We start from the raw sequence: 17,413 nt of genomic DNA, 5'->3' as shown, positions 1-17,413 counted from the left end.
CGGGGGCCTGCCACGGGAGTGGCGTAACTACGGCGCATTCCGTCTACAGCCCCGCCGGTCCGACATCGTTCAGGCCCAGCCCGCGGCAGGTTTGAAAACTTCGAAAAAAGCATGGGCCGAAAAACCGCCTACAGGTGCCGCCCGCGTTGCGGCCGAGACGCCACATCCTGCCGCCGACCTGCGGCTGCCGCAGTGGGGGCACGCCACCACTGGATAAAGCCGCTGGACACCCTGCAAGTGGAAGCGGCGAAGCGCGGCCTTCTCCAGGTCGTTAGGCGAGCCCCCGAAGAACCCGCCGTAGAGACAGGTGGTAGAGTAGGAGGGAAAAATTAGCGGGTTCTGCCCCTCATGCGCCTTAGTATAAACAGCGCGGAGGCGGTTACGACCACACCGGCGGCCACCGCCGCCGCGTAGGCCACAGGCGGCGTGGGGGGTATAAGGAGTGTCATTCCGGTCATGTTTCTAGGCACAAACTTCACAACCGTGTTGTTGTGGCACATCCCGGCGAGCTGGACGAGTCTCGTCACGATGCGCCTCGCCGTAGATATGTTAAAGCTGTGCTCGTCTGGGATCGGGATTATGAAGCCGAGACTATATCCGTCGTAGGGCATGTGTATGAGCCCCTCTACGGCTACCACGCGGCCGTAGAAATCCCTAAACTCCCTGACGGTGCCAAGCTCTTTTTCAAGCTCAATAACGGCCCTCCTATACACCTCCACCTGCTCCTCCGTGACCCTTTTTTCGCCGTATAGTATCACCAGTACATCCACCGGAAACTCGGCACGCGGGAGCTCGCCCAAGAAACGCCAGACCTCGTCGACATGGGCATAGGGGGCACTCACGGTGATTGTGACGCCGTCATATGGATCGTCTGCAACAATGTAGGCGTAAACTGGGCCTCTCCTCATCTCGTACTCGACGGCGGGTTGCCAGATAGAGCTGTTCGCCCTACTGGACCTCTCAGCGTCTCGTCCCGTTTTGTTAATCTCTTCGATGTCTACTGAGATCTTTTTAGGCTCCACAGCGCCCAACTCCTCCAGCTTCTTTAGGAAGCTCTCCCTGTCTCTCAGATACTGCTCAATCTGTTTAGTTCCTTTGATGTACTTTTGGTAAGCATCCCCATAGCCAGTAGAGTTGTCGAAAACCACGGGAGTGCGTCCTAATTCGTACACCCCCATTTTCCCCTCCTTATCTACTATTATGTAGAACCTACAGCCGTTTACAGTATAGATGTCGTCGTAGGGGATGTAAGAGGGATCCCTATTGCTTACATCGATGACCTTGATATAGAACGGCGCGGCGGCCGCCAACGCCGCTAGAATAACTAGCGGCACCACCGCACCTGCAACTCTCATAATAATATTAGTCCATTAATATATAAAGTTTAGAGATGCACAACGTCGTAGAGCCGGGTGCGGCTACAGATAAGGTACAGCGTGTCTCCGCGTTGGGGGCCTCGTAGCTCGACTGCCCACGGCGCTGTTGGGCAGTTCGGCGGGCCGAAGAGGGCGGGAGTGCGCTAAGGCCGTGCGGTTAAGGCCGGTTCTGTGCCTGACCGCGCTTGGTGAGCTACAGTAGCTCGCCTAGCGCCTTGTCTAGGGCTTTGGCCACCTCTACTCCTTTTTCGGTCAGCGTCACTACGCCGTCTCGCTCGGCGATTAGGCCCCTCTCCCTTAGGTACTCCAGATACTCCAGGTATCTCGGGTAGTTGAGCTTGGTCCTCATGTAGAGTGCGGTCCTCCCCATGGGGCCCCTTAGCAGCAGGAGGAGGATTCTGGCGACTACGTCAAGGTCGAACTTAGCCATGCGGCCAGCCTCCTCCTCGCCCTGTAGTAGTGGGCGATGCCCCAGGCGCCGGGGATGGAGAGGGCGAGGTAGAGGGGAGAGGCGTAGAGCAGAGCCAGCGACGTGGCCACCGCCGCCGCCGAGAGGGGGCGAAGGGCCTTGAACCTCCTCCACCTGCAGAGGGGCCCGCGGCAGAGAGATAGGTAGAGGCCGTAGCCGTACAGGACAACCCCGGCCCCTCCCAGCGCGACCGCCCAAGGCGGAGGGACAGGCGCTACGGAGAAGGCGCCGTAGTAGGAGGCCCCGAACCCGTTGAGGAACGAGGTGTTGGATAGCGCGACAGCCGTGAGGTTGTACAAGCTTGCGTTGTCGTAGATAATCGTCTGGTTTGACGACGCCGAGGCGATGATGTGCGGCACGGGGGAGGTCTCCTGTTGGCTGTATGGGGAGGCGGCCGGCGTAGAACTACCATTACTAAAGGCGAGTAGCTCAAACGCCGCCGGCTCGCCGTGGTGAACAAACCAAGGCAACAACTGAAGTATCAGCAGGGCGACAGCCGCCGTGGAGATCGCCAGAGCCGCGACCAGCCTCTTCATCCCGCCATACTTCGCCGGCAACCGCTATATAAATGTGATGTACCGACTGTACATCCACGCGGCGGCCCCCAGGGGAAGACAGCGGCCGACCTCTAAGCGGACGCCTCTCCCGCGGCCCCCTCCGAGGACTTAGGAAAAACCGCCGGGGGGGGGGGACTACGCGCTGAGGCGGCTCCCGCCGCTGGGCCGCGGGATATAACCCACGTGGGATAAGGCAGGTGTATGTACTGCCAGTACATCAGGTTTAAAAGCTAAAAGGAGGTTCCTGTCATGAGGCTGTGGGCTCTGCTACCGGTTACGTTGGCTTTGGTAGTGTTGCTGATCTTCATCGTGTCTCTTAAGGAGGCGTCCACGCACTCTCCTCCCACGTCTCACACATCTGCTCCTGCGCCTCTGGAGAGCGGTAGCTATGGCGACTTCGCCGTCAGTTTCTATAAGAGAATAGCCTTGGAGAGACTTCGCGAAAACCTTGTCCTCTCGCCGTATTCCGTGTATAAAGCCTTTGCCATGGCCTACGCGGGCGCGGCTGGGGAGACTAGGGAGGAGATCGGGAGGGTGTTCGGCTTCGGCGACGACGTCTGCGCCTTGGCTCAGGCTGGGCGGGGGGTCGAGGAGGCGGTGGCCGCGTGGGTGCAACTGGGATTCCCGCTGAGGGAGGAGTACGAGCGGGAGCTGTCTTGTCTAGGGGCGGAGCTGAGGCGGGTGGATTTCGCGGAGCGCTCCGCGCTGGTCGAGATAAACAGATGGATAGAGGAAAAGACCAGGGGATACGTAAAGGACTTGATCCCTACTGACTACCCGCGTAGCCAGGATATACGCGTTGTATTGACTTCAGCTCTGTTTTTCAACGGTAGTTGGTGGCCGCTCCAGTTTGGGCGTATTGGGAAGAGAGAATTCCAGGGGGTAGGCCCGGTGGAGTTTATGAAGCTTGACCTTGGGTCTTGCGTCCCCTCGCTCAGGGGGCGCGTCTCTGCCGATCTCACGGTGGTGGAGCTCCGGTTTGAAAATACAGATGTAGCTATGTACGTCATAATGCCAAAGTCGCTTGAGGACTATGTAAAAGGCTTGACCTATGAGAAGTTGAAGAGAGACATCACCGAATTGCCGGACGAGATCGTCGCCGTAACGATGCCTCTATTTACCGCAGAGTTTAAAGACTCTCTCAAAAAGGTATTAATCGACATAGGCATACGCTCAGCATTTGACAAAACCAGAGCAAACTTCACCCGGATGTCGCCTATCAGGATTTATATAGACGAAGTTTTCCACGGCGCGTACATAAAAGCTGATGAAAAAGGTGTTGTAGCAACAGCCGCCACTGCCGTCGTATTTGTGCCCGTTTGTGCTAAGGTTGGAGGCATGGAGGTGGTAATAGACAGGCCCTTCCTCTTCGTCTTGGCGGATCGGAGAGACGGCACGATCTACTTCATAGGGCATGTGGTTAAGCCCTAGCGCTGTAGGTACCACTGGAAGAGCACGATGTTTTTCTCGACGGTCTCCGGATGTACGCCGAACTCCTCAGCAGCCCTGTGGGAGTCGTAGCGAAGTCCGTGTTTTTTCGCGGCGTAGTAGAGCAACGCCGCCACGACGCCCTCGGGCTTAAGGCCGTCTAGGGCGCCCCTTGATTTGAGGACGGCGTAGAGGGACTCCACCTCCTCCGCGACGGCGGGGCCGTACCTCTGCCTCACCTGCTCTAGGAGTTGCTCGACGCGGTTTCTGGGGTAGCGGATGCCGACCTGGAAGAGGCCGCTGTATTTCCTGTAGACGCAGAGGAGGGAGACGCCGTATTTCGCCGCGATTTTGTCCATGGAGGTGGCCTCGCCTGCTCTCTTCCGGCAGAGGTACTCGGCGGCCGCCAGTAGGCATCTGTCCTCCCCCCCGCCGGCGCTGGAGACCACCTCCTCGATGCACCGGCTAAGTGGGTCGTCCCTCCTTTGCCAGTAGGTGAACACGTTGGGCTGCGTTGCTGTTTTTTATACCTGTCGGCGAAATGTTAATTAGTGGCGCCAATCCGACGCACGTGTCGGCCGCGTTGAAGAGATACGACGTGGAGAAGCTGGCGGTCGCCACGGTGGCGTCGCACACCGCGTTGCAGATCTTGAGGGGGGCGAAGAGGTTCGGCTTCAGGACCATCGCCGTGGCCGGCAGGGCAGACGCCGCCGAGTTCTACAGGCAGTTCGGCTTCATAGACGAGGTGTGGACAGCCGACTTTAGAAACTTCGTGAAGACGGCGGAGAAGCTCGTGGAGGCCAACGCGGTGCTCGTGCCCCACGGCTCCTACGTGGAATACGTAGGCTGGAGGCAGGCGCTTGAGGCGCCGGTCCCCACCCTCGGCTGCAGAGAGCTGATAAGGTGGGAGGCGGATCAGTACAAGAAGATGGAGCTCCTCCAGAGAGCCGGCGTCCCCACGCCGAGGGTCTACAAAACGCCGGAGGAGGTGGATAGGCCCGTCATAGTTAAGCTCTTCGGCGCCAAGGGGGGCAGGGGGTACTTCCTCGCCAGAGATAGAGAGGAGCTGAGGAGGAGGCTGGCCGGCCTAGGCGAGTACATCATCCAGGAGTACGTATTCGGCGTGCCGGCCTACTACCACTTCTTCTCCTCCCCCGTATACGGCAGGGTGGAGGTCTTCGGCGCAGACATCAGGTACGAATCTAACGTAGACGGGAGGACCTTCGGCTGGGTGGAGCCCACCTTCGTCGTCGTTGGCAACCTCCCCCTGGTCCTCAGGGAGTCTCTGCTCCCAACTATATGGAAATACGGCGTCCAGTTCGCCAAAGCCGTCGAGGAGGCGGTCGGCTGCAGGCTGGCGGGGCCCTACTGCCTGGAGTCCATAATAAGGGACGACATGTCCATCTCGGTCTTCGAGTTCTCAGGGCGTATCGTGGCTGGGACCAACATATACATGGGCTACGGCTCGCCCTACTCGGTCCTCTACTTCGACAGGCCTATGGACATGGGGGAGAGGATAGCCCACGAGATAAGGGAGGCCGCCCGGAGGGGCCGCCTAGAGGACCTCTTCACGTAGTGACTTCAGAGAGCCTCCCCTGCTCGGCGGCTTCGCGGATCTCCATAGCTATCCTCCGCCCAATCGATATCGGCTTGCCGAAGTAGAGCTTGGAGTACTGCCCCCCGACCCCTATGTATACGTTGGTGCCGCCGCCTATCCTCGGCGCGACGTCGTAAACCACGAGGTCCAGCTGAGGCGTCACTATGAACTGGAGGGTGAAGGGCCCAATCACCCCCGGAGGTACGAGGCGGCGGGCCGCCTCCACGAATCTGTAGCCGACGTCGAACACCTTCTCGAGGAGGGACTCCCGTATCGTCGCAGGCTCGTGGCCCACCTCTATGTACCTCACCTCCGGGTCGACCTCCAGCTGGTCTCTGGCCGGCAGGCGGAACACCCCGTCTAGGTTGCTCTGTATCCTCCTGTCGAAGCTGTGTAGCTCAAGCCGCCTCCTCATTACCGAGTAGAAGTAGTTGGCGTTGAAGTGGGCGCCGAGGACCAGCTCCTCGATGGAGGAGCGCTCTAGGTCCTCCAGCTTTATCACCCCGGCGTCTGCCAGACGCCTGGCCTTCCTGTATAGGTCGTCGCGGTCGCGGGCTACGAAGAACCCCCTCTCGACACGCCTCTCCGCCTCCGGCATCTTGACAATGACGGGGCGGTCCACCTCGTCCGGCCTAAAGGTCCTAGGCCGCCTCACCCCAGCCTCGTCCAGCAGCCGGTAGTAGTTCTGAGGCCCCGTCCTCTCCTCCCACCTCAGTAGGAACCGGTTGCCGAAGATCGGCACCGGGAACTCCCTCTCTATGGCGTCGTAGCCCACGTAGACTGCGAAGGACCTGTTGGGGACAAAAACCGCCTCCTCGGCCTTGAGGACGTCCACGGCCTTTAAGACGTCTCGGTAGTCCTCCAACACGATCAGCTTATCCACCACGGGGAACTCCCTATACGCCCTCTCCCTGCCCCTCTTCGCCACAGCCACCGTCCTCAGCCCCTCGTCTTTAGCGCCGTCTAGCACGTCCAACGCGCTGTGGGAGGCGAGCACAGCAACCGAAACCATGACGCCAGAAGTGGACAACTTTATATATTTCCCGCAACAGTGTAGTATTACTTAAATAGAACCTAAATCTACACCCATAATGGACCTCCTCGCCCCCCTTTCTGCGGTTGTTTTGACATATAGGGAGGTCAGCGCCGAGGCCCTGGGGAAAGTCGGCCAAGAGATGAAGAGGTGCATAGAGAGAAGGGCAAGGGCGTTCCCCATGTACGTCCTCCACACCTGTAGCAGGGTGGAGGCCTACCTCTACGGCGCTCCGCCGGAGGAGGTGCAGGAGGTGGCGGAGGCCTACCGAAGATACGTCGACTCTGTGCGGGTCATAACGGGGGCCGAGGCGGCGCGGCACCTCTTCCGAGTGGCGGCGGGCTTAGACTCGATACTGATAGGCGAGACCGACGTGCTCGGCCAGGTGGAGGAGGCCTTCGATAGACAGGTCAGAGCCGGCTACACAAGAGGCCTACTTAAGACCGTAGTCGAGAGGGCTGTGCGGGTGGGGAAGAGGGTGAGGACGGAGACGGCCATATCTAGGGGGCCTAGGGGGCTGGGCTCCCTATCGATAATCTACGTGTCCCGCCTCCTAGACCTAAGGCAGGCCAAGGCGGCTGTGTTGGGGGCCGGCGCCGTCGGCTCCGGCCTCGCCATGGAGCTGGCTTCAAGGGGGGTTGGGAAGCTCTACATCTTAAACAGGACCTTCGAAAAGGCCAGGGAGGTGGCGGCCAAGACCGGAGGGGAGGCGAGGCCTCTCACCAGGGAGGAGGTGGAGCGCTGTCTGAGGGAGTGCGACGTGGTGTTCTCCTCGGTCCACTCAATGGAGTACGTAATCGACAGGGTGCCGGAGGGAGCCTCGGTGAAGATCGTGGTAGACCTAGGCGTCCCCCAGACCGTGGCGCCCGGCCTGCCCGTGAAGGTCGTGCGGATCGAGGACCTCAGGCAGGTGGCCGAGCAGTACAACGCCGAGCGGGCCGCCGAGGTCGCAAAGGCCGAGGCCATAGTGGAGGAGGAGCTGGCGGCTCTGCCGCGGCTCCTCGCCAGGAGATACGTGGAGGAGACAGTCGCGGCTCTCCTTGAAACGGCGATGACAGCCGCCGAGGAGGAGGGCGCCAGGGCGGGGTGCGACGCCGCGGCTCTAGCCGCGAAAACCACAGTGAAGAGGGTCCTCCTCCCCCTGGTGGAGAAGATGAAGAAGATGGCCGAGGACGGCCAGATGGAGGAGGCCGTGAGGCTGGCCAACGTGTTAACCCAAGCCGTCGGCAGAAAAACATAAAAACCGAGAGAGATCTGCACAAGGGGGCCGTCGTTCAGCCTGGTAGGATAGGGCGGAAGCCCCCTAAAGCGCGGTTCGGGTCCGCGTGAGCCCGGGTTCACGGCAGAGCCGGCCCACAAATCCCGGCGGCCCCACCACCCACACATCGCTATACTGTCGCCCAAGCGCCGTTCTACATATGGCCGTCTGCATAGGCGCGGCAAGCTTTTAACTAGATACGCCGCCAGTTGCATGGCCATAACGCTCTCTCCCGCAGTGGCGGAGCTTTTGAAGAGGGCGGCTGGGGACCGGGATGTAGAGGCTTTCCTCGCAGATCTGTTGGCCGGGAGGCTCGATCCGCCCGAGCGCGTCGAGCTGTATCTCCGCCTACACGAGAAGTACCTCAGGGAGGCCGAGGAGCTGTATAGAGGGGGCGATCTTGTACAAGCCGGCGAGAAGTACTGGGGAGCGGTCACAGCCCTGCTGAACGCGCTGGCCGAGAAAAGGGGAGAGCCGCACTACAGCCACAGAGACTACGCGGTGCTAATCGACAGACTGTACAGAGAGACAAAAGACAGAGAACTCGTCACGGCGTTCGCCATGGCGGAAAGGCTACATGCCAACTTCTACCACAACTTCCTCTCGCCGGAGGGCTTCGAAGTCCACCGGGAGGCCGCGCTGAAGCTCGTGGAGAAGCTAAAAAAGCTGGTCGAGACCTAGGCGTCTACGACCTCGGCTATAGTGACTAGGGGCTTAAAGACGTAGTCCTTGAGATAGTGAACAAACGCGGCTCTGTAAACCCTAAGGGCGTACTTGGCGCCCGGGGCGGCGTCTGTTGAAACCTTTGCTATATAGTTGGCAACGGCTCCATACGCCTGGAAGTTGAAGCCTGCGTGTAGTTTCTTTATAAGGGACGCCACCGTGCTGGGGACTTTGTTGGCGATGAGATCGCCAACGGGAAGGCCCACCCCCAGTGTTCCACCGACGTCTAGAAGAGGCTCATTTTTCATAATCTCGAGGTACCAAAGTGTGTTATAATCTCCCCATTTGCCGTCTATCCCCGTGTAGGTGCGGGTCTCCGCGGGGCTGATGGAGGTCGGCATCTTTGGGATGTAGCCAACCGACCTAAGCGCAATGTTCCCGTTTTCAAAGGCGAGGTTTAGCATGTATAAACTGGCGCGTGTGTCAACCACATTGCATGTGTAGATATCATATACGTCGTAGCCGATGACCCTCCATATTGAAGAGTAGAACATCACAGCCGCCGACTGCCCGTCGGCGGGGGCATAGCCTCCGCTACCTTGCGATATTAGATTGCCCGTGCTCCAGCTGTACTCTCCGGTTATTCTAAGCTCTGTGCCCCACTTCAAGCTAAGTGCACCGTAGGCGTTTAACTTTAGAGCGCTACCGTCTACTTTGTAGCCGAACCAGATATCTTCGCCGAAGGCTTTTGAAGACGAGTCTTTTAGGGCGACTGCCGGAACGTAATCTGGATCCGTGAGATTGACGTCTGAGATATAAAACACCTTGGCCTCTGGACAAGTCGCAAATCTATGGCCGGTGCTCCTCCTGGCGGCCCCCCTCACTCTATATACTCTGCTCCTCAACGCCGGTCTCTCAATTACGTCTGTGTAAAACAGCGGCTCCGCGGGCGCGGTGGGCAGTATGGTAAACAGGGCGTGCTCCGTCGACGTGGGATTGTCTCTCCTCAGCTGTTCTTCAACCCAGCTCTCGGCCTGTCTCTTAACTCTCCTCTTGTCTAGCCTAAGGACGCCGTCTTTTACAGCCACTTCCTCCACAACGCCATCTGGCTCCCACACCAGAAGTGCGTTGAAGTCTACAGGTCTGTCGAACTCGTCTACGAACTTGAGCTCCACCACGTCGTCGTTGCTTGCGAATTCAGATGTCCGTTCAAACCAGTAGCTCCTCGTCTGCGGTCTCGCCGCGTTTTCCGAGACGCCTAGGAGTTGCCAGCCGCCAACCGCCGCAACCGCGCCTGCCACGCCCAACATGAGGAGTCTCCTCCTGGTGATCCCCCACCCCATAGCCGGGAGAGTCTACCATCTTTTTACGTTCGTATTTTGTCGTTTTTTCTATTGTCTACTGCCGTAGTTTTTGAGGACGAGTTCTGGGAATTTTCTGCCGTAGATTATCCTCATCGCCTCTCGGGCCTTGGCTATGGCCTCCGCCGTGGTGTCCCCTGTGATGTTTACGTGGCCCATCTTGCGCCTGGGCCGAGCCTCCGCCTTGCCGTACCAGTATACCTTGCCCAGCCTCTCCAGCTCCTTAATGGGTGGACTGGCGACGCCCAGTAGGTTCACCATGGCGGTGGGCGCTAAGGCGCGCGGCCTCCTGAGGGGGAGGCCGGCGACTGCTCTGACGTGGTTTTCGAACTGGGAGGCGTCTGTCTCTAGGGTCCAGTGGCCTGTGTTGTGGACGCGGGGCGCGATCTCGTTGACGAGGATCCTGCCGCTTCTGTCTTCGAAGAACTCCACGGCGAGGACGCCTACGTATCTACGCCACTCCAGGATCTTCTCCACGTATCTATAGGCCTCGGGCGGCGCCTCGGCGGGGGCGTAGTTCCACACCAGAATGCCCTGGACGTAGTAGTTCTGGGCTGGCGGGTAGAAGTAGACGTCGCCGTCTTCTGACCTAGCCGCCACTATTGAGAACTCCCTCGCGATGTCTACGTACTCCTCCACCAGGAGGGGGCTCTCCGCGGGCGGCCTCTCCCGGGGGAGCAGGTACTGGCCCTTGCCGTCGTAGCCGCCGGAGGGCACCTTGGCGACGGCCCTCCCCCACTTGGCCGCCAGCTCCATAGCCTCTGCGCCATCTCTAGCCACAGCCCAGCGGGGGGTGGGCACCCCCAGCTCGCCGAGCGCCTCCCTTTCCCATATCCTGCTCTTCTTCACCCTGAGGTAGTCCAGGTGGGGCCTCAGCTTGCCCAGCTTGTGGGCGTACTCTGCCACCCCCCACTCCACGTTTTCAAACTCGAAGGTGACGTGGTCCGCCCTCTCCACCTCCCTCAGCGGGTCGCCCGCCCTCGCGGCGCATCTATACGCGGGGGCTTTCGGGTCTGGGTCGTAGACCGCGAAATCCAGGGGTAGCCTGGCTGTTGCCCAACACATCATAAGGGCCAGCTGGCCCCCGCCCAACACCAGGAGACGCATGTCAGTTTAAACGGATACTTATAAAAAATTTGATTCGGCGGCGGGGTTAGCCTTGCTATTTTATTCTACTGCTTAAACTCCCTTATGAAGCTCTTTGAGAGGACTTCGTCCCGCATCTGGGCCATGTGCTTCTTCACCTTCTCCCGGACCTCGGGGTACTTGACGCCCAGTATCCTCGCCGCGAGGAAGGCGGCGTTGGCGGCGCCGCCTATGGCCACGGTGGCCACCGGCGTCCCCCTCGGCATCTGAACTATAGATAGTAGGGAGTCGAGGCCGCCGAGGTGCCTCGTGGGTATGGGCACGCCGATTACGGGAAGAGGCGTGTGGGCCGCCGTCATGCCGGGGAGGTGGGCCGCCCCGCCGGCCCCGGCGATAACCACGTCGAACTTCTCCTCCGCGCCTCTGGCGAATTCGGCCATGAAGTCGGGCGTCCTGTGGGCGCTGACTACCCTAGCCTCGTAGGGGATGCCCAGGGCCTCCAGCACCTCCAGAGCCTCCTTCATAACCTCTAGGTCGTTTATGGAGCCCATGATGACCGCCACCTTCACGTTGGGGGGCAGGCAGCCGCATATATACCACCTGGGGTATTATTTTAAGCATATGTATAAAGGTGTCCGCGTTCTCAACGGCGGGCCTCCTTTTCAGTTTAACCAAGCGATTAAACTTTTATAGCCGCGGCTTTCTAAGCCCATGGCCTTAACGCGGCAGGAGCTGGAGCTTATACGTAGGGGGCTGGGGCGGGAGCCCACGGCGGCTGAGCTCGCCTTCTTCACCTCCCACTGGTCTGAGCACTGCTCCTACAAATCCACAAGGAGGTGGCTCAGGGAGCTCCCAGGCTCCGCGCCGTGGGTGGTCAGGGGGAGGGGGACGGACGCCCCTCTTGTGGAGGTGGCGCCCGGCCTCTACGTCAGCTTCAAGATAGAGTCCCATAACCACCCCAGCGCGGTGGATCCCTACAACGGGGCGGCTACCGGCGTCGGCGGGATAATCCGGGATATCCTAACCGTTGGGGCAACGCCGGTGGCCCTCCTCGTCAACCTACACTTCGGCCCTCCGGAGGATCCCCACGCCAGGTGGATATTCTCCAACGTGGTGAAGGGCATCTCCGACTACGGCAACAGGGTTGGGGTTCCCGTGGTGGGCGGCGAGACGTGGTTCGACGAGGATTTCACCTACACCCCCATAGTCCTCGCCACCTGCGTGGGGGTGGTTGAGGCGGAGGCCGTGCCGAGGGGGGGCGTGGCGCCCGGGGACTACCTCGTGGTGGCGGGACTTGGGGCAGACAGAAGCGGGCTCGGCGGCTCCGCCTTCGCCAGCAAGACCCTGGAGGGGGGCGAGGACCTCGGCGCTGTCCAGGTGGCGGACCCCCTGATGGGGAAGAAGCTGATAGACGTGGTGAGGGAGGCGGGGAGGTGTGTAAAGTTCATAAAGGACCTGGGGGGCGGGGGGCTGGCCACGGCTCTCGCCGAGCTGTCCAGCTGGTTTTCCCTGGGGATCGAGTTCCACCTAGACAAGCTACATGTGCGAGACAGGGCCGCCGCCCCCGAGGAGTTGCTCATAAGCGAGACCCAGGAGCGGCTCATCTTCGTCGTTTCCCCACAGGACCTGCCCTGTCTCGAGGCGGCATTGAGGAGGTACGAGGTGCCCTACTCCATCCCCGGCCGCTTCGTAGAGGGCGGGAGGGTGTGGGTGATGTGGAGGGGGGAGAGGGTTGTGGACATCCCCATCTCTCTCGCAGACGGGGCCCCGGAGGTTCTCTGGCCTCAGGAGCCTTATCAACCGCCGGAGTTGCCCCAGCTCCCCGAGCCGCCTCTGGAGAAGGCGCTGGATCTAGTCCTCTCCTCGCCCAACGTGGCGAAGAAGGAGTCCATATATATGCGGTTCGACTTCGACGTGGGGGTTAAAACGGCGGTGAAGCCCGGGGAGGGCGACGCAGCCGTGTTGAAGCTCTACCAACGCGGGCAGCTGGGCCTGGTGGTGAAGGGGGACGCCAACCCGAGGTACACCTTCCTCGACCCGAGGCTGGGGGCCGCCAACGCCTTTGTAAAAGCCTATAGAAACGTCGCCGTAGTCGGCGGAGTCCCGCTCGCCGCCGTGGACTCGATAAACGTGGGGAGCCCCGAGAGGCCGCGGGTCTACTGGCAGTTCGTCCAAGCCGTGCAAGGCCTTAGGGAGGCGGCCGCCGAGCTGGAGGTGCCGATAGTGGGGGGGAAGGTGAGCCTGTACAACGAGTACATGGGCCGGCCGGTGAAGCCCACCGTCGCCGTTGTAGTGTTGGGCAGAATAGACGACGTGTCTAAGGCCAACAGAGCGATGTGGCGCGAAGGCGATAGGATATTCGTCTGGGGAGTCACAAGGGGGGAGGTGGGGGGAAGCGAGTACCTCAAGAGGGTGCATGGGGTGGTGGCCGGGAGGCCCCCCGCCGTGGACTACGGCGCCGAGAGGAAGATAGTCGACGTGGTCCAGAGCTGGCTGGGGAGGCTGACGGGGGCCACAGACGTGGGCGTGGGGGGGCTGGCGGCGGCGCTGGCTAAGATGGCCGTAAACAGCGGAGTTGGGGCAACTGTAGACGTCTGTAGGGCCCCCTCCGACGTCGGCAGGTTGGATTTCCTCCTCTTCAGCGAGTCCAACGGAAGATTCGTCGCGGCCGGCGAGGAGGGGCCGGGCGTCGCCGTGGGGGAGGCGCACGGCGACGTGTTCGAGGTGAGGTGCGGCGGCACGCTCCTGTACAAGAGGAGGGTGGAGGAGCTGAGGCGGCTGATGCTTCTCTAGATATGTGCGGGATCGGCGCCGTCTGGGGGAAGGGCGCGGGGGCCGCCGCCCTTAGGATGGCCAACTGGCTTGTACACAGGGGGCACGAGGGGGTCGGGTACGCCTACCTAGAGGGCGGGGCGGTGAAGCTGGGGAGGCCTCCGGAGGACGCGCCTGCTGCCGTGGTACACACCAGGTACTCCACCTCTGGGCCCTACGGCGTATCTCTCCAGCCCGTCTACGCCAGGTATAGAGATCTTGAGCTGGCGGTGGCCTTCAACGGCACGGTGGTCAACTTTAGGCAGCTGGACAGCTCGGCGTCGTTCGACGGGGAGGCGCTGGCTAGGAGCTTGGCTAGGGAGATATGGGAGCGGGGGGTGGAGGAGGGGGTGCAGGAGGTCTATAGGAAAATCGTGGGGGCGGCCTCCACGGTGGCGCTCACGCCGTGGGGGATAATAGCCGTGAGAGACCCCAGAGGCGTCAGACCGCTGGCTGTCAGCTACGACCAGGCGGGGGCACGGGTGGCTTCGGAGACCGTGGCGCTTGGCGACGGGATAGAGCTGGCGCCGGGGGTGGCCCTCCTCTACGGTAGCAGGATATCTACGTGGAAGGTCGACCCGAAGCCCGCGAGGCTCTGCGCGCTTGAGTACGTCTACTTCGCCCACCCGGCGTCGAAGCTGGAGGGGCGTCTTGTGGCCGATGTGAGGAGGGCCCTGGGTAGGGCTCTTGCAGAGGGCGAGGAGGTTAAGGCAGACGCGGTGGCCTACGTCCCCGAGACCGCCCGCCACGCCGCGGCCGGCTTCGCCGAGGTTCTGGGGCTTGAGGTGGTAGACGCCGTGGTGAAGAACAGGTTCTCGGGGAGGCTCTTCATAAAGCCGCCTGGCGAGAGAAAGGCCGAGGAGGTGTTCCAGGTGGTTAAGGAGTACGTGGCGGGGAGGAGGATATTTCTAGTGGACGACTCGCTCATAAGGGGGACGAACATCAGGGCTATCGTTTGGATGCTCAAGAGGGCAGGCGCCGCCGAGGTACACGTCAGAATCGCCTCCCCACCCATCAGATGGCCCTGCTTCTTCGGGATGGACTTCCAGAGGAGGAGCGAGCTGGTGGCGTGGGGGCGTGAGGTGGAGGAGGTTAGGCAGATCGTGGGGGCGGACACCCTCCGGTACATCTCCATGGAGAAGTTCAGAGAGGTTCTGGGAGACTCGGTGTGCTACGGCTGCTTCACCGGCGTCTACCCACAGGAGGTGGACGTGGAGTGGGCCGAGAGGGAGCTCGCCAGGTTTAAGTAGATGATTAAAGCTACAAACGTAGCCACGTCGTTGCCCAGGCTTAAGTTTTATATATCTGTTTAAACTTGTCGGCGTGAAGATAGGCATCTTGGCCTCGTGGAGGGGGACCAACGCCAAGGCTATCTTCGACCACGTCAAACTGGGCGTCTTGAGGGGGGTTGAGCCGGCAGTTCTGATATACAGCGATCAGGAGGCGCCTGTGAGGAAGATAGCGGAGGCATACGGCGTGGAGGCCGTGTATGTCCAACACAGGGGGGTGGCCAGATCTAGGCGGGAGCAGGAGATGGCGGAGGTGCTCAAGAGATACGGTGTAGATCTGGTGGTGTTGGCGGGCTACGACTACATACTGGGCGTGCCCTTCATCGAACAGTTCAGATGGAGGATACTCAACATACACCCCTCCCTGTTGCCCTTCGCGGGGGGGAAGGGGATGCACGGCGTTAGGGTACACATGGAGGTCTACAAGGCCGGGGTGAAGACCTCCGGGCCGACGGTCCACCTGGTGGACGAGTCCGTAGACGGGGGGCCCATCGTGGATCAGTGGCCGGTGTATATCGGCGATATATACAGTCTCGACATCCCCTACGACCAGAAGCTGTCTATTCTGGCGGACAGGGTGCTGATATACGAACACAGGCTGTACTCGAGGGTTTTGCAGGCGGTGGCGGACGGACTGCTGGAGGTGCGCACCGAGAGGGTCAAGGCACCCCGGGTGGCGGAGGAGGGCGGCCGCGTGAGATACGTCGAGGAGGAGGTGGAGGTTGCCAGGGCTGTGCTGAAGGCGGGGGAGGGCTGGATGCGCCAGTGGAGGGAGAGGCAGAGGGTTTACGTGGAGCACCAGCTCAGGGAGTGGAGGGAATCGGGCAAGCCGATGCACTTGATCTGTCCCCATGGTTGTCTGGATTAGGGGGGATAGGCTACACGCGGAGACCCTCCAGTGGGCTAGACGACACGTGGAAGAGCTTGAGCGCTTCGGCGTAACGCCGAAGCTCGCCGTTTTGCTCCTCAACGACGACCCCGTTGAGCTTGAGACGCAACGTAGGTACGTCTCGCTTAAGGCGAAAGACGTGAGGTCCATCGGCGGCGAGGTCGAGATATACGAGCTGTATAAGGAGCCGCCGGAGAGGCGGGAGGCCGCCGCGTTGAGGCTGATAGAGAGGTTGAACAACGCGGACGACGTAACCGGCGTGTTGATACAGAAGCCGCTTCCGCCCTACATAGACGAGGGGAGGCTCTTCGAGAGGCTGTCCCCCATCAAGGACGTAGATGGGCTAACCCCCGAGAACAAGAAGAGGCTCGTGGCCGGCTTCGACCTAGACAGGGATATACTACCCTGCACACCTGCCGGCATACTCGAGCTGTTTAGGCAGTACCAAGTGGAGGTGAGGGGGAGAGACGTGGTGGTGGTGGGCAAGGGGACTCTCGTCGGCTTCCCCCTATCTATCATGCTTATGCAGATGGACGCCACCGTGACGACCCTCCACGCCCTCTCCAAAGACAGAGCCTACTACACCAGGAAGGCAGATATCGTCATCTCGGCGGTTGGCAGACCGCCGGAGCTCTACGGCGATAACCCCTGGAGGCTGACGGGGGATATGATAAAGGAGGGGGCTGTGGTGGTGGGGGTGGGGGGCAAGGTGGACCCGGCCACCAAGAGGTGGTACTTCGACGTAGACGAGAACTCGGTGGCCGAGAAGGCCTCCTACCTAACCCCGAACATAGGCGGGGTGGGCCTAGCCACGAGGGCCCGCCTAGTGAAAAACCTGATAATTACGACATATATGGTGTTGACCCGAGTCACCTCGCCCAGGCTACTGAGCCTCTAGAACCAGCCTGGTGTACTCCAGCAGCTTTCCATACCGCTCGAGGAGCCCCCTCACGTCTCCCGTCTTCCTGTAGTACTCCTTGTCCAGATGCTCACCGCCGCATAGAACTCTGAAGGTGTCTCCGCTGATCTCGTCTATCAACACCAGGCGGCCGCCGACGCGGCCGAACTCGAACTTCACATCTATGAAGTCGCATCCGGCTCTGCGGTAGAGATCCCTCAGCAGCTCCCCCGCCCTCACCGCCACGTCGGTTATCTGGCCCAGCTCAGCCTCGTCGACGAGCCCCGCCTCTATGGCGTCTTGGGGGAGGATCAGCGGGTCGTGCAACCTGTCGTCTTTGAGGTGTAGCTCCACCAGCGGTTTTTTAAACGGGCGGAGGGGCTCCACCAGCGGCATCCTCTTGAGGTAGCTGCCGTACGCCCTAAACCTCACTATGACCTCTAGCGGGAGGGCCTGGGCCCTCCGCACCTCAAGCAGGTTGGGGCCCCGTTGCCCGATGAAGTGGCTCTCCACCCCCCTCCCCCTTAGGTAGGCGAAGAGCAGGGCGGAGAGGCTAGCCGCCAGGGCCCCCTTGCCCGGAGCTGAGTCGCGCTTGGCGCCGTCGAAGGCGGTGAGCTCGTCTTTAAACTCCAACAGGAGGATGTCCCCCTCGGCGTAGACCCTCTTCGCCTTGCCCTCGTATACGAGCTCCATGGCCC

17 protein-coding genes and 1 tRNA gene are annotated in these 17,413 nt (G+C 61.0%); 9 read left to right on the top strand and 9 right to left on the bottom strand.

Annotated features, from left to right (window positions below; translation table 11 throughout):
* Positions 1–329 precede the first annotated feature (329 nt).
* From TNEU_RS09730 to TNEU_RS09720, 3 genes are all read right to left on the bottom strand, one after another.
* A complete protein-coding gene (locus TNEU_RS09730) occupies positions 330–1,355 on the bottom strand; it encodes a hypothetical protein (RefSeq protein WP_012351258.1) in 1,026 nt (341 codons plus the stop codon).
* Between the two features lie 214 nt (positions 1,356–1,569).
* Complete coding sequence (locus TNEU_RS09725) at positions 1,570–1,806, bottom strand: winged helix-turn-helix domain-containing protein (RefSeq protein ID WP_012351257.1); 237 nt, start codon at positions 1,804–1,806, stop codon at positions 1,570–1,572.
* Positions 1,782–2,381, bottom strand: coding sequence for a hypothetical protein (locus tag TNEU_RS09720; protein WP_012351256.1), 600 nt, complete (start codon positions 2,379–2,381; stop codon positions 1,782–1,784). Before TNEU_RS09720 ends, TNEU_RS09725 begins: the two co-directional genes overlap by 25 nt.
* 270 nt (positions 2,382–2,651) lie before the next feature.
* On the opposite strand from TNEU_RS09720, the gene TNEU_RS09715 reads away from it, so the two are divergent.
* On the top strand, positions 2,652–3,833 hold the full coding sequence (locus TNEU_RS09715; protein WP_012351255.1) for a serpin family protein: 1,182 nt from the start codon (positions 2,652–2,654) through the stop codon (positions 3,831–3,833).
* Here the strand turns inward: TNEU_RS09715 and TNEU_RS09710 are convergent.
* Positions 3,830–4,333, bottom strand: a complete 504-nt coding sequence (locus TNEU_RS09710; RefSeq protein ID WP_012351254.1) for a cyclin family protein — start codon at positions 4,331–4,333, stop codon at positions 3,830–3,832. The two genes, TNEU_RS09715 and TNEU_RS09710, sit on opposite strands and share 4 nt — an antisense overlap.
* A 68-nt stretch (positions 4,334–4,401) precedes the next feature.
* On the opposite strand from TNEU_RS09710, the gene TNEU_RS09705 reads away from it, so the two are divergent.
* Positions 4,402–5,406, top strand: coding sequence for a formate--phosphoribosylaminoimidazolecarboxamide ligase (locus TNEU_RS09705; RefSeq protein ID WP_148682447.1), 1,005 nt, complete (start codon positions 4,402–4,404; stop codon positions 5,404–5,406).
* On the opposite strand, the gene TNEU_RS09700 is transcribed toward TNEU_RS09705, so the two are convergent.
* Positions 5,399–6,439 (bottom strand): formate--phosphoribosylaminoimidazolecarboxamide ligase family protein, encoded by a 1,041-nt coding sequence (locus TNEU_RS09700; RefSeq protein ID WP_012351252.1) that lies wholly within the window; start codon positions 6,437–6,439, stop codon positions 5,399–5,401. The genes TNEU_RS09705 and TNEU_RS09700 overlap by 8 nt on opposite strands.
* Positions 6,440–6,518: 79 nt before the next feature.
* On the opposite strand from TNEU_RS09700, the gene TNEU_RS09695 reads away from it, so the two are divergent.
* From TNEU_RS09695 to TNEU_RS09685, 3 genes are all read left to right on the top strand, one after another.
* Positions 6,519–7,700, top strand: a complete 1,182-nt coding sequence (locus TNEU_RS09695; RefSeq protein WP_012351251.1) for a glutamyl-tRNA reductase — start codon at positions 6,519–6,521, stop codon at positions 7,698–7,700.
* 23 nt (positions 7,701–7,723) lie between these two features.
* Positions 7,724–7,837: transfer RNA gene (locus TNEU_RS09690), tRNA-Pro, on the top strand.
* Between the two features lie 94 nt (positions 7,838–7,931).
* Complete coding sequence (locus tag TNEU_RS09685; protein ID WP_012351250.1) at positions 7,932–8,399, top strand: PaREP1 family protein; 468 nt, start codon at positions 7,932–7,934, stop codon at positions 8,397–8,399.
* Here TNEU_RS09685 and TNEU_RS09680 read toward each other — a convergent pair.
* From TNEU_RS09680 to purE, 3 genes are all read right to left on the bottom strand, one after another.
* Complete coding sequence (locus tag TNEU_RS09680; RefSeq protein WP_012351249.1) at positions 8,396–9,724, bottom strand: hypothetical protein; 1,329 nt, start codon at positions 9,722–9,724, stop codon at positions 8,396–8,398. The two genes, TNEU_RS09685 and TNEU_RS09680, sit on opposite strands and share 4 nt — an antisense overlap.
* A 48-nt stretch (positions 9,725–9,772) precedes the next feature.
* Positions 9,773–10,849, bottom strand: coding sequence for a 5-(carboxyamino)imidazole ribonucleotide synthase (locus TNEU_RS09675; RefSeq protein WP_012351248.1), 1,077 nt, complete (start codon positions 10,847–10,849; stop codon positions 9,773–9,775).
* A gap of 65 nt (positions 10,850–10,914) precedes the next feature.
* Complete coding sequence (purE, locus tag TNEU_RS09670; RefSeq protein ID WP_012351247.1) at positions 10,915–11,397, bottom strand: 5-(carboxyamino)imidazole ribonucleotide mutase; 483 nt, start codon at positions 11,395–11,397, stop codon at positions 10,915–10,917.
* 142 nt (positions 11,398–11,539) lie between these two features.
* Here purE and purL point away from each other — a divergent pair, with 142 nt between their 5' ends.
* The 4 genes from purL (at position 11,540) to TNEU_RS09650 (ending at position 16,715) form a co-directional block, all read left to right on the top strand.
* On the top strand, positions 11,540–13,621 hold the full coding sequence (gene purL / locus TNEU_RS09665) for a phosphoribosylformylglycinamidine synthase subunit PurL (RefSeq protein WP_012351246.1): 2,082 nt from the start codon (positions 11,540–11,542) through the stop codon (positions 13,619–13,621).
* A 2-nt stretch (positions 13,622–13,623) separates the two neighbouring features.
* The gene (locus TNEU_RS09660) at positions 13,624–14,889 is read left to right on the top strand and encodes an amidophosphoribosyltransferase (RefSeq protein ID WP_012351245.1); all 1,266 of its coding nucleotides are present in this window, start codon (positions 13,624–13,626) and stop codon (positions 14,887–14,889) included.
* A gap of 73 nt (positions 14,890–14,962) precedes the next feature.
* Positions 14,963–15,796 carry a phosphoribosylglycinamide formyltransferase gene (gene purN, locus TNEU_RS09655; protein ID WP_012351244.1) on the top strand — a complete coding sequence of 278 codons (834 nt, stop codon included), beginning with the start codon at positions 14,963–14,965 and terminating at the stop codon, positions 15,794–15,796.
* Complete coding sequence (locus tag TNEU_RS09650; RefSeq protein ID WP_012351243.1) at positions 15,780–16,715, top strand: bifunctional 5,10-methylenetetrahydrofolate dehydrogenase/5,10-methenyltetrahydrofolate cyclohydrolase; 936 nt, start codon at positions 15,780–15,782, stop codon at positions 16,713–16,715. The genes purN and TNEU_RS09650 overlap by 17 nt, the downstream gene beginning before the upstream one ends.
* Here the strand turns inward: TNEU_RS09650 and TNEU_RS09645 are convergent.
* Positions 16,701–17,408: a phosphoribosylaminoimidazolesuccinocarboxamide synthase gene (locus tag TNEU_RS09645; protein ID WP_012351242.1), complete on the bottom strand. Its 708-nt coding sequence runs from the start codon at positions 17,406–17,408 to the stop codon at positions 16,701–16,703. The two genes, TNEU_RS09650 and TNEU_RS09645, sit on opposite strands and share 15 nt — an antisense overlap.
* Between the last annotated feature and the right edge of the window lie 5 nt (positions 17,409–17,413).

This window comes from Pyrobaculum neutrophilum V24Sta (assembly GCF_000019805.1).
Taxonomy (GTDB): domain Archaea; phylum Thermoproteota; class Thermoprotei; order Thermoproteales; family Thermoproteaceae; genus Pyrobaculum; species Pyrobaculum neutrophilum.
The sequence above is the reverse complement of the archived record's forward strand: the minus strand, read 5'-3'. Positions and strand labels throughout refer to the sequence as shown.